The sequence below is a fragment of the Fibrobacter sp. UWB3 genome, from assembly GCF_002210405.1.
Classification (GTDB): domain Bacteria; phylum Fibrobacterota; class Fibrobacteria; order Fibrobacterales; family Fibrobacteraceae; genus Fibrobacter.
On the sequence record NZ_MWQJ01000009.1, the window covers coordinates 157,412 to 169,457 of the forward strand.

Annotated in this window: 7 protein-coding genes; 2 read left to right on the forward strand and 5 right to left on the reverse strand. The window is 51.2% G+C overall.

Annotated elements, in window-relative coordinates; all coding sequences use genetic code 11:
* Positions 1-4 precede the first annotated feature (4 nt).
* The 5 genes from B7991_RS11200 to B7991_RS11220 all read right to left on the reverse strand — a co-directional run bounded on the left by B7991_RS11200 (position 5) and on the right by B7991_RS11220 (position 9,691).
* Complete coding sequence (locus tag B7991_RS11200) at positions 5-1,897, reverse strand: glycosyl hydrolase (RefSeq protein WP_176421801.1); 1,893 nt, start codon at positions 1,895-1,897, stop codon at positions 5-7.
* Positions 1,898-1,998: 101 nt separating this feature from the next.
* A complete protein-coding gene (locus tag B7991_RS11205; RefSeq protein ID WP_088630893.1) occupies positions 1,999-3,801 on the reverse strand; it encodes a glycosyl hydrolase in 1,803 nt (600 codons plus the stop codon).
* A 250-nt stretch (positions 3,802-4,051) separates the two neighbouring features.
* Positions 4,052-5,938: a T9SS type A sorting domain-containing protein gene (locus B7991_RS11210; RefSeq protein WP_088630894.1), complete on the reverse strand. Its 1,887-nt coding sequence runs from the start codon at positions 5,936-5,938 to the stop codon at positions 4,052-4,054.
* Positions 5,939-6,249: 311 nt separating this feature from the next.
* A complete protein-coding gene (locus tag B7991_RS11215; protein ID WP_088630895.1) occupies positions 6,250-8,571 on the reverse strand; it encodes a glycosyl hydrolase in 2,322 nt (773 codons plus the stop codon).
* 121 nt (positions 8,572-8,692) lie between these two features.
* Entirely contained in the window at positions 8,693-9,691 is a 999-nt protein-coding gene (locus B7991_RS11220; RefSeq protein ID WP_088630896.1) for an aldose 1-epimerase, read from the reverse strand.
* A 33-nt stretch (positions 9,692-9,724) separates the two neighbouring features.
* Here B7991_RS11220 and mnmE point away from each other — a divergent pair, with 33 nt between their 5' ends.
* Both mnmE and B7991_RS11230 read left to right on the forward strand, forming a co-directional pair.
* A complete protein-coding gene (mnmE, locus tag B7991_RS11225) occupies positions 9,725-11,122 on the forward strand; it encodes a tRNA uridine-5-carboxymethylaminomethyl(34) synthesis GTPase MnmE (RefSeq protein ID WP_088630897.1) in 1,398 nt (465 codons plus the stop codon).
* Positions 11,112-11,966: a GRP family sugar transporter gene (locus B7991_RS11230; protein WP_235003057.1), complete on the forward strand. Its 855-nt coding sequence runs from the start codon at positions 11,112-11,114 to the stop codon at positions 11,964-11,966. Before mnmE ends, B7991_RS11230 begins: the two co-directional genes overlap by 11 nt.
* Positions 11,967-12,046 lie beyond the last annotated feature (80 nt).

A 12,046-nucleotide genomic window follows, 5' to 3' on the forward strand; every position in this document is an offset into this window, starting at 1 on the left:
CGCACTATTTTAAGCGTAAAACCTGCATGGTGTTGTGATGTCCGACACTTGCCTTGACAATGTAGTTGCCGGCGGCGAGCGATTGGATGCTTAAGCTATGCGTTCCTGCCGAAATTTGACCTTGCAAAAGTGTAGCAACTCGGTGTCCGGTCAGGTCAAAAACAGTGACGGTGGCGTTGCCGTTTTGATTCGTGGATAGCGAAAGCGACTTGCCATTTATAGCAAGATTTACGTTGTTTGCTTTTTGCGTGAATATGTTGATGATGGGGTTGTTGACGGTGACATTTCCCCAGCCAGGCATATCGTCAAGAGCGATGATGCGCTTGTCATCGAGATTCTTCTTCCACATTTCTGTGGTAGTCTTTTCCAAGAAGTTTCCGCTCCAGGTCTGGCTCCATGTCATCCAATAGCTCCAATTGGCCTTGTCTTCGGCAATGCTGTCGATGTCCGGAATGGCGCCGTTTTCGCTCAATGCAATCATCTTGTTCGTGCCCACATCGCTCACGATTTTGTAGTAGTAGTTTGCACCGGAATTGTGGTCGTTGAGCGGGTCGTAAATGTCAACCGCGACGATGTCCACGTATTCATCGCCGGGGTACCAGCTTGCATTGAGGGCGGAGTAATCGTAACCAAATTGCGGGTCCGTATTGATGTTCCATACCCAAATCAAGTTGTTGAGACCGTTTGTTTTTACCATGCGGTCAAAGACGAGTCGGTAAAGTTGTTTGTAGCAATCGCCGCTGCCGACGCCCCACCAGAACCAGCCACCGCTTGCTTCATGAAGCGGGCGCCAGATGACGGCAACGTCTTTTTCCTGCAATTGCTTGAACAATGCAGAAACTTTATCGATGTCATTTACGATGTCCTTGTATTCTTGAGAGGCTTCGTTGATTTCCTTGCAGGTGGAATCCTTGAATGCCTTGGTGTAATTGAAGCACGTGTTGCTTTCGCTAGAACCCTTTGCGCCATTGGCGCATCCGCTGCTGCGGTAGCCATTCATAGGGTAGGTGTCTTTGGTGTAGAATACGGTGTCTTCGCCGACTTTCCAATGCCATGTGAATGTCGGAATGCCTCCCAACTTCCAGAGTTCTTCTGCCATCAGGAGGTTGTTTTCGGAATAGCCTCTGAACCAGCCTTCATCGGAATGTCCGCCGGCGGCAAAGAGCATGTCAAAACCGCCAATGGCGGGGTAGTGCCCTGTGCGTTTGTAGAATTCGGCAATATCCGTCTGACCTTTCCATGAAACTTCTGCGTCGGTGTACTTGCAGGAATCGGCAGGAGTGCAGCCGCCCGGCGGGATGAGTTTCATGTTGCCATAATCGTAGTTGAAATTCTGGTCGCTGATCATCATGCCACTAAGCGTTGTTTTCGTAAAGTTCTCGCGCAAGAAAGAGAATACTTTGCGTGCGGATTCTGACGCATTGGGCGTGACAGGAGCGGTACCGATTTTGTATTCCGGATCGGGATGGCGTTCGACGGTGATGTAGTCCACGCCGATGGCTTGGTTCCCGACCGTAATCTTATTTTCGCCAACCTTCATTTTTGCCGATGCGGACACGACATAGCTCGAATCGCAATTACGTGGAGTCGTGAGCATGGAACCTACATCGACACCGTTGACTGTGATTTTAGAGGTAGTCCAGTCGTATTGCTTGATGAGAACTTTTGTGGTAATATCGTAAACGGCGGTCTCTTCGACTTTGACCGTAAACGTGATACCGCTAGCGTCGGCGGGCTTAGCGTATTTGCCGCCCGAAAAGTCTGCGCCTTCGGCAACGGTTGCGCCGCTCAAATCTTCGGCTTCGTAAGTTGTCGGTGCGGCATAAATTGATGTTGCCGCGATTGCTGTGGCAAAAGCCATTGCGGAGCATGCGCCCGCGATTGATTTACATCCCATATCTACACTCCATTTTTTTTGCATTGTCATCCCAGCTTTATGCCGGAAACGTTTTTTTTTGCAATGTCATCCCGGATTTATTCCGGGATCGGTATTCTCAATTACTTTACTAGAATCTTTCCGTTTTGGTTAAATCCATTGCCTTGCACTTTCACGAGGTACTGTCCAACCGCAATTCCGCTCAAGTTAATGCTTGCTGTGCCATTGATAGTGCGGCTCATTACCTGATTGCCCTGCATGTCGAAAATTGCAACTCTTGCGTTGGCGTATGCTGCGACACTCGGAATAATCACTTGCAAATTCTTTCCGATAACAGACAAACTTGTGGCAATCTTCTGTGCGTTTAACGTGTTCTTGAAACCCGTTGTCGGTGGCGTGACGATTTCGTACTTGTCCCAGCCCGGCATATCTTCGAGCGTCAAGGTGTATTCGTTGTTCATCACGATTTTCCAGCTTTCGGCATTGTTGTCGTTTGCCCAGCCTTCCATTGCGTAGTCGCCATACCACGGCATAAACCAGCTCCAGTTGGCGCCATCGGCCTTCATCTCGTCAGGGTAGGGCACAGAACCATTTTCGCTGAGCGCGACAATCTTTTTGCCGCCGAAGATTTCCTTGACCGTCTCAAAGCTGCCGATGAGGCTGGAGTGGTTTGATTCACGCGGGTAGTAATAGTAGTCGCGGCCCACAACGTCCACGTATTCATCGCCCGGATACCAGTCGAGAGCGTCGCTCGCTTCGTCGGTGGTCCACACCCAAATCAAGTTGTGCAATCCTTTCTGATTCACGAAAATATCGAACATGAGCTTGTACAGTGCAACGCACGATTTTGCACCATCTGTACCCCACCAGAACCACTTGCCGCTAGCTTCGTGGAGCGGTCGCCAAAGAACGGCGACGCCTTCTTTTTGCAATGTCAAAAGTGAGTCGGCGATCATTTCCATGTCGCGGACAATGGCCTTGTATTCATCGCTACTTGTTTTCCATTTGCCGGTGGATTCGTCGTAAGCCTTGTTGATACTGAATTCGGTGTAGGGATCGTTTCCGCTCGATTGCGTGTAGAACGCTTCGACTTCGTGCATCGGGTCTTTCCAATGCCAGTTGAATTGCGGAATGCCACCTGCTTTCCAGACCGTCTTTGCCATTTCGAGCGAAGCGTGCGTGTACCCCTGATACCATTGCTGGTCAGAATTCTTGCCCGAGGCATGCAAAAAGTCAAAGCCTACGAGAACCACGTTCTTGCCGCTAGCCTTGTTGATGTAACTGAGTTCGGTTTGTGTTTCGTAGTTTTGCGGGGTGTACTGGCCGTTATTTTCGAACGGGCGTTCCGTCATGACGCCGCTAATCACGTGCTTGCCGAAATTGTTGAGCAAGAAGTTGTAGAGCTTCTGTGCACTTTCGGTTGGCTCTGGCGTGACAGGATTCGGTGAAATGCTCCACGGGCTGGCTTCGTATTCCGTGAGTTCGATGTAGTCGAGGTTGACGTAACCCCAGCTGTGGACGATGCCTATTTTGTTTTCGCCTGCGGTGAGCTTGATTTTGCCCGCGCCTTTGATGGTCGTGAATTCGTCAGAAATTCCAAAAGAAATCTGCCCTGCAGAAACGCCGTTGACGGTCAAGTTCTGGATTTTGTTGGTCGATGTTGATGGTATTTGGTATGTGGCCCAAAGAGTGTAATAGCCCGTTACGGGGACTGCCACTTTGAACTCCAAATTGCCGTCTTTCATATCGACGGATTTTCCGCCCGAAGCTTTAGCATCTTCGATTACGACGACTTTGTGGTCATCGGCGAGGACGGCGTCTTCGGCTTCTAAACGGATGGGGGTGGCGGCAAAAGCGGTGCTTGCGAGTGCTGCGACAGTTGCCGTAGCGACAAAATTTGTGTAGTTAAAGTGTTTCATAAACATCCATATCTCCACCCCTAAATCTATATTCTTGCGCCCCAAATTCAAAGGATTTTCGTCACTGCTTTTGTCCAAAAAACAGCATTGTCATGCCCCACGTCATCCTGAGCAACGCAATTCGTCATCCTGAGCGAAGCGAAGGATCCAGTTCCATTTAAAGAAAAAGTCCCGCGAAAAGCGGGACTCATTTGCATTGTCATCTCGGCGCTTGTCCTCGCTTGACGGGGATGACCGGAAATCTCCTTTCAAAGGATTACTTCACAATCACGGGCTGAGTCGTGGTGATTCCAGCACCCTTCATGCGTATGATGTACTGACCCTTCGGCATATCGGCAAGGCTGAACACGTAGTTGCCTGCGCCAAGAACTCCGTTAAAGAGCGTGGCAACGATTCTTCCGTTCATGCCGAACACGTCAACGCTGACCTGACCTTTTGCCTTTGTGTTGAGCATAATCTTGTCACCGTTGATAGTGAACTTCGAAGTTGCGATTTTGCTCTTTGTCAAAGTTGTGGATTTGCCGTAAACGTAGTTTTCATCGAAAACGATTTTGATTTCCGGAATCATTTCTTCGGTGTTTTCGTAACCGCGCTTGAAGGCGTCGTACTTGTCGGTGTTGAAGTCAAAGAGCGTCAAATCGCCAGCCTTGATATCGTCGTAAATCAACGTGCCAGTGTAACCAGCGGCGTAGTTGGCAAGCGTGATGCTGAGCGTCTTGTTGCGGTCGGCAAAGCTAGAGATATCGATAGAGCATGTGACCTTTTCGCCTGCCGGAACCTTGCAGCTGCCTTCCGTTTCCGTCCAGGTCCAAGAATCCGTGAGCTTGAAAATCAAGTAGATGTCTGCGTCGGTCTTGCCGTTGTTCTTGGCGGTCCAAGTGAACGTCGTTGCGCCGGAGAGGTCCCAGCCGCCCTTGTTCTGGTATTCCACCTGGCCATTGTCGGCACCGTAGGTCACAGCCATCATGCCGTTTCCGCCATTGCCGCCTTCAATGTTCACATCCTTAATCTTGATGCTTGCTTCTTCCGTTGCGGCGAGCTTCTTCATGGCGTCGAGAGCCGGGTCAATCGTGTAGCTGTAACCGCCAAAGTTTGCTTCGGTCTTGTCGCCGATGTACTGCCAGGCGAGAGCGCCTGCGTAACCGCCGTCAAAAGCCTTGCGGTAGCATTCTTCCGTTGTAATTTCTGTCTTTGCGGCGAAATTGGAGCGGTAAGTATCGCCTGCCCAACCGCTTGCCGGGAATTCACCAATAATCATCGGTTTGGAATCGTAGCTGTACTTGGTCGCCATCTGGGCCGCAGTGTTTACGAACGGGCTTACGGAATTGTCTTGCCAGTACGGGTAATAGTGCGTCTGGAAAAAGTCGAGCGTACCGTTGGCTTCGCCACCCGCTTCGATGAGGGCTGCGTCATTCCAATGCTTCTGATACTTGATGTTCACGCTACCGGTCGAAACGAGAAGATCCGGGTTTGTCGTGTGGATGGCTGCTGCAACCTTGTTCGTAAACTTCTGGATTTTGGCAAGTGCCATCTTCTTTGTAGTCCAGCCGCTGCATTCGCTAGTCATACCCTCGGGTTCGTTAAAGACTTCCCAAGTCATGAGCGCTTTGTGGTTGCCGATTGCTTTTACGACAGGAATAAGGACGTTGTCAATAAAAGCCTTGGTGCCTGCATCTTCGAAAAGCAATTCGTTAGCGGTAATGTCGAGCTTTTCGTTGTAAAGTCCCCACTGGTTCGGTTCCATCAAGTTGTGGCTGAAAAGGCACATCGAAACCATCACGCCATATTCTTCAGCGATGTCCAAAGCCTTCTTCATGTTCGCGATGGTGTTTTCCTTTGGGCCCGTGACCAAGTGCGTCGTTTCGTCAATTGTTGGGCTCTGGCTCATGTTGTTAAAGAGCCACCAACGAATAGCGTTACCGCCTGCGGCACGCGTGCCTTCCACAGCCTTACGCCATGCGTTTTCGTCCAGCGGGGAAGCACCCACGTCGGAATTGTAGTCGCTCCAGGCGAGGTTTGTACCCGAGAAGAAAATCTTCTTGCCGTTGTATTGCAAATCGGTTCCGCTTACCGTGAGACCCGGGGCTGCAAATGCGGCCGTTCCGAGGAGCGATGCGGCGATTAAAGTCTTGAAGCTATTCATGAAATATCCTTGTTTTTCTTGAAACTAGATTTTTAACGATGAAATAGGGCAATCCCGACTTTTGAGTGTTGACAAAACTTGTGGAAAATGTCCACACCCCCAAACATCCTAAATATCGTCTATTGAAAAATAGATTTGTGAAATTTGAAGTCAAGACGCGCTGTGATAAAGTGCAATATTTTCACGGAAATGTAAGATAAATAAACGTTTTATTTGGGCCGTTCGGGGCGAAAAGTGACGAAATGCACATTGTAAGAAAAGGCGACCGCTTGTGCGGCCGCCTTTAGGTATTTGGCTTTTTGTGTTATAGTCTACTTGATGAGAACCTTCTGGGTGGCATTGAGTCCGGCGCCCTTGACGCGGATGATGTACTGACCCTTGTTGAGGTTCTGGAGGCTGAACGTGTGGCTGCCTGCGCTGAGGTTTCCGCGGTGGAGTGTAGCGATGCGCTTGCCGATCATGTTGAACACGTCGATGCTTGCGAAACCGGAAACGTTTGCGGTGAGCGAGAGGTTGCCGTTCTTGACGCTCATGCCTGCCTTCTTTGCGGCGGCAATCGGCTTGATGGCGGATGTGCCTGCCGGCGTGCCGTCCTTGTTATAGAGCTCGATACTTGCGATGTGGCCCTTGCTCTGGTCTGCGGCGGTGAAGAGTTCAGTCTTCTTATTGAATCCGTTGATGATGATACCGTTGTCCGTGACCATGTTGTCGAAAAGCACGGTGCCTTCGAATCCGTTAGCGCCAGCCAAGATGAAGGTGACAGAGAAGAGGTTGTCGAGGTCCATCGGGTGTTCGACGCCTGCGTCATCGGTGTAAGTTTCGATGGCAAATTCACAAGTGGATTTTGCACCGTCGTTGAGCCAGCAGCCGTCAGACGGAGACTGTTCCCAAGTCCATGCCTTATCGGCGGAGCCATCGCGGACAAATGCCATGCCGATCCAGATGCCGTTCATTTCGCCACCGGAACCCTTGTTTTCGATTGTGACGGCGATGCTCTTTGCACCGGTCAGTTTCGGAACCTTCTTGAATTCGATGTTTGCACCGCTATCGTTGATAGCCTTGTAGGTCACGCCCATGACGAGGTCAACATTTTCCGGATTGGCCTTGGCCGTGTCTGCACCGAACTTGGCATTCTGTGTAGAAGTCGGGCAAACGTTTGTTGCTGCGGCAGCTTCGCTATAGTTGTCCCAACCCGGCATTTTGTCGAGGGTGATGATGCGTTCGTCAGCGAGGTTCTTCTGCCATACGCTTGCTGCAGTCTGGCTCACATAGCCGCCGTTCCAGCTCGGGGATTCGTACCACGGCATCCACCAGCTCCAAGTAGCACCGTCTTCGTACATCTTGTCAACGTCAGGAATCGGGCCGTTTTCGCTGAGGGAGATAATCTTGTTGGTGCCAGCCTTGTTCGTAAGGTCGATAAATGCGGAGCTGTTGCTCTGGTGATCGTTGGCTGCATTGTAAATGTCTACGCTCAACACGTCATAGTAGGTTTCGCCCGGAGTCCAGGACATCGTAGCGGCGTCCTTCGGATTGAAGTCCCAAATGAGGTTGTTGACGCCATTCGTGAACACCATGCGTTCGTAGAGCAACTGGTAGAGGGCTGCGAACTGCTTGCCTGTGTGGGTGCTCCACCAGAACCAGTTGCCACCGGATTCATGGAGCGGACGGAAGATGGCGGCAACGCCTTCTTTCTGGAGGTCAAGGAAAATCTTAGAAACGAGATCGATGTCAGCGACGAGAGCCTTGTAAGCGGTCGAAACGGTATCCCAGTTGGTCGTGCCGGTCACGAAAGCTTCGGTGAAGTCGAATTCGGTGTAATTGTCGTTTGCGCCTTTCACGTAGAAGTTTTCTTCGTCACCCGGACGCCAGTGCCATGTGAATGCCGGAATGCCGCCCTTCTTCCAAGTGCTCTTGGCGATATCGATGGCCTTTTCGGTGTATTCCTGGAACCAGCTGTTGTCCTTGCTGCCGCCAGTGGCGTTCATCAGGTCAACTCCAACAAGTGCGGGGTACTTGCCGCCAGCCTTGAATACGGCCTGAACGTCTTCGTGCAGGGTGGCGTCACCCTTGGTGTAGGCGTCCATATTACCGGTCATCACGCCAGAAATGGTCTTTTTGCCAAAGTTATTGACGAGGAAGTTGTAAAGCTTGACTGCGGACGGGGTGGCTGTCTTTGTCACCGGGGCGTTGCAGAGGTTGAACGCTTTAGCTTCGTAACCCTTGACTTCGATGTAGTCGAGGTCAATCCAGCCCCAGCTATTGGTGATGGCGATGGTGTTCTCACCGGCGGCGAGGTTCATGACCGTTTCGACGTCGGCAAATTTGCCCTTATCGGTCACGTCGAACGTCACGGCAGAGGAGGCTCCGCCAGCTTCGACGTTGTTAATCTTGGATCCACCGTAATTGTTCATGTAGTGGAGAACGATGGTGTATTTGCCTGCTTTTTCGACCGTCACCTTGGAAAAAGTGATGTCGCCGCCGTTCATCTTGACGTATTTACCGCCGGAAGCTTCGGTGTTAGAGGCGACGGCTGCGTCTTTGGTGATGGCTGCGTCTTCGGCTTCATACGGGGCCGCGAAGGCGGTGCAGGCGACTGAAAGGCCACATGCGAGGAAAACTTTCTTAAAATCCATGTTCTCTCCTTAAGATACGTGTTCTCAAAATATATTGAAAAAAGCAAAAATGCAATAGCATTTTTGCTTGAAAGGAAAAAATATGTTTACGGGCATTTTTGGATGCCTTTTTAGCCCGTTTTTAGCGTTTTTGGAACTTTGCTCCGAAAACGAACGTGCGGCTTTCGCTTGGCTTGATGACGATTAAATCGCGGTGATGGTTTAAAGTATCGGGTTCCGCGGTCATCGGCTCGATAGCGATGCTCATACGGTCAGGCGGAGTGTAAATCTGGATGGCGTTATATTGTTCTTTGCCGGCCTTTTGCCAAATTTGGAGGGATTTGGTATCGCTTTTGAGTTCTACGGAGGCTAAAATGTTCTCAAAATTTTTCTTGTTTTTGAGAACGTAGGGGGCTTCGCCCTGGTTTAAGCAGAAACAATCGTTGATGAACTCGTCATTGATGAGCCTACCGCCCACGAAACGGGTATCCGGCTTGAATTCGCCCGTCGGGATGTCTGCCTTGTCGAGAATCGCGAGGTTCGATTCCGGGAGCGTCATTTGGAGACCGTTGATCTTTTCTCCGAGCGTGTAATAGGGGTGCCAGCCTTCGGAATAGGGGAGGTCGCCCTTGCCGATATTCGTGACGGTCGATTCGACGGTGTAGCTTTCTCCGGTGAACGTGATCTTGTTCACGGCACGGAAGGGGAACGGGAATCCTGTAAATGCACCTGGCCAGTCGATACCGAATGTTGCGACGCATTTTTCGCTATCGCTTTCGAAACTCAGGAGGTTCCATTCCTTGTTCTGCAAAAAGCCGTGGAGAGCGTGCGGTGCCCAGCTCACATTGTTGACGAGCTGGTAGTCGTTGCCGTTCCAGTTGAATTTGGCGTAGGCTACGCGTCCTGGGAAGGGGGCGAGTCTGCAACCTGCGTTTGTGTCGGGGCCCATTTTGAAAATGTCGTCGCCTTCGCGGTAGCCGAAAAGGAGGTCTTGAAGCTTGCCGTTATTGTCGGGGATGCGCCAGGCGTTGAGGCCTGCGCCGTAACCGCTCAAAATTTCAAATTCAGCGCCGTCGTCACGCTGCAAAACAAAGCACTGCACAGTGCCCAAAGGACGGGAAATAAGTTTGAAGTTGCTCATGTTTTTAATTTAGCAATTACTATCTTTGCTATTATGGATTCTCAGACGATTGTTGCTCCGATGACGCCTGCGGGCGTGAGTGCCGTTGCCGCCATCCGCGTGAGTGGCTCGAAGGTGCGCGAAGTGGTGCGCCTTCTGTTCGGTGAATCGGCAATCAAGAATTTGAAGCCTCGCGAAGCAAAGCTTGCGACGGCTCGCGACTATCGTACAATGGTCGGCGATGACCGCGCGACAGCACTCGTTATCGATAGCCTCCTCTACATTTTTTTTGAAGGTCCGAATTCCTATACCGGCGAAGACGTGCTGGAACTTTACCCGCACGGAAACCCGATTATCGTCCGTGAACTGATTCAGGTCATCAAGAGCGTCGATGGCGTGCGCTTGGCAGAACCGGGCGAATACACGCGTCGTGCATTCTTGAACGGTCGCATGGACTTGGTGCAGGCGGAATCCGTTGCCGATGTGATCCACAGTGCTAACCGTGATGAACTTAAGAACGCCCATCGCTTGCTCGGCGGTGCGCTCTCGAAAAAAGTCAAGACGCTCACGGAACAGGTCATGGATATCTCGGCCCGCCTCGAATTGGATGTCGATTTCTCCGAAGAAGAAGCTGATCCGGATTATGCAACTTGGGGCGTGAAAATCTCTGCGATTCGCGAAAGCGTAGAATCCATTTTGAAAAGTTTTAAGGGCAAGGCGGCGGTCAGCCGTTTGCCGCTTGCTGTTTTGTACGGCGCTCCGAATGCGGGCAAGTCGAGCCTCGTGAATGCGCTCCTCGGTGAAGACCGAATCCTCGTGAGTAACATCCCCGGCACGACCCGTGACTTTGTCGAAGTCCGCTTGTTCCTGGACGGGGGTGAGATCCGCCTTGTCGATACCGCTGGCATTGCCGAAAAGGCGACCGACGCGCTCGATGCCCTCAGCATGGAAAAAAGCCGTGAAATCCTCGCCGAAGCCGACATGAAGATTCTGGTCCTCGATGGATCAGATGAGCGCGGCGCATCTTGTTATTCTGAGAATATAAAACCGGATTTTGTCGTCGTTTCGAAGAGCGACTTGGGCGCATCTCGGCAGGGCGGCGCCTCTCGTCATCCTGAGCAAAGCGAAGGATCCAGTGAATCTCGCCTTCGCATTTCCTCCAAGACGGGTGAGGGGCTCGCGGATCTCAAGCGCGCCATGAACGCCGCTCTTTTTAAGAAAACTGAAAATTCCGAAGACCTCTGGATTACGAGCGAGCGCGAAAAGACCTGCCTCGAAGAAGCTCTTGCTGGCATCGACCGCGCACTTAACCTTATCCGCACAAATCCGGCGGTGGAACTTTTGGCTTTCGAAATGCAACTGGTGCGCCGTTCACTCCAGAGCATAACGGGCGAAATCTCGTCCGAAGACGTTTTACAACAAATATTTGCGGGGTTCTGCATTGGAAAATAGTTACGTTGGTCTCGTCCTTGCCGTCTTTGCGTTCGGCACTTACATGGTCCCTCTCAAGGCTTGGTCCAAGTTCTCGTCGTGGGCGTACCTCTCTTGCATGGCCTTGGGCATGTTCATCGGCCAACTTTGCATTTCGTTTGCGACGGACTCGTTCCGCCTTTTGCCGGTGGGTCTCCTTTGTGGATTCCTTTGGGTTTGCGCAGGCGCATTCTGCTTCTGGGCGGTCAAGGCTGAACAGGACTTGACGGGTGCCGGTGTGCGCTCGATGGGCGTGAGTATCCTGGCTTCGTTTGTAAGTGGCGTGCTCATTTTCTCGGAATCCACGCTGCTTTATTTTTCGATCCCGGCAATCCTTTTGTTGCTTTTCGGTTTGAGCAGGCTTGCCCCTCCGCAGGGGAACATCTTTAGGAATTGGCGCTCGCTTTTGGGCGGTCTCATCTTTGGGCTGTTCCTCATTCCGTATAAGTTTGCCAATGTCCCTATACTTGAATTTATGGGTTCGTTTGCCTTGGGCATTTTTGTATCCGCTGAACTTTTGGTTGCAATTTTGAGTATAAAGCGCCGTGCTCTTTTTGAATATGGCCTTGCTCCGTCTGTGACGTCCATGCTTATGGGTGTCTTGTGGGTCATCGGGCAGCATGGCTGTTTCTGGGCAATCGATTCGAATGGCGCTTTGGGCTATGCCGTTGGTTACCCGCTCACGCAATTGAACTTGCTGGTGAACTTGCTTTGGGGTGTGATGGTTTTCCACGAGTACCCGACAAAACCGGAGCGAATTAAGCTTGCCATTGCAGTTTCTGTCATTCTTTGTGGTGGTGCCTTGCTTGCATTGTCAAAAATGTAGGGTACTGTAACTTTTTGTCGCGGTTATTGCGGCCTGTTGGCGTTCTGTCAACGGAAAACATGTAAAAAACATATTGTTTT

Bases quoted from the DNA above. Each gene is read 5' to 3' on its own strand.
- B7991_RS11200 (WP_176421801.1), bottom strand. From the start codon at position 1,897: ATGGGATGTAAATCAATCGCGGGCGCATGCTCCGCAATGGCTTTTGCC.
- B7991_RS11210 (WP_088630894.1), bottom strand. From the start codon at position 5,938: ATGAATAGCTTCAAGACTTTAATCGCCGCATCGCTCCTCGGAACGGCC.
- B7991_RS11215 (WP_088630895.1), bottom strand. From the start codon at position 8,571: ATGGATTTTAAGAAAGTTTTCCTCGCATGTGGCCTTTCAGTCGCCTGC.
- B7991_RS11220 (WP_088630896.1), bottom strand. From the start codon at position 9,691: ATGAGCAACTTCAAACTTATTTCCCGTCCTTTGGGCACTGTGCAGTGC.
- B7991_RS11205 (WP_088630893.1), bottom strand. From the start codon at position 3,801: ATGTTTATGAAACACTTTAACTACACAAATTTTGTCGCTACGGCAACT.
- mnmE (WP_088630897.1), top strand. From the start codon at position 9,725: ATGGATTCTCAGACGATTGTTGCTCCGATGACGCCTGCGGGCGTGAGT.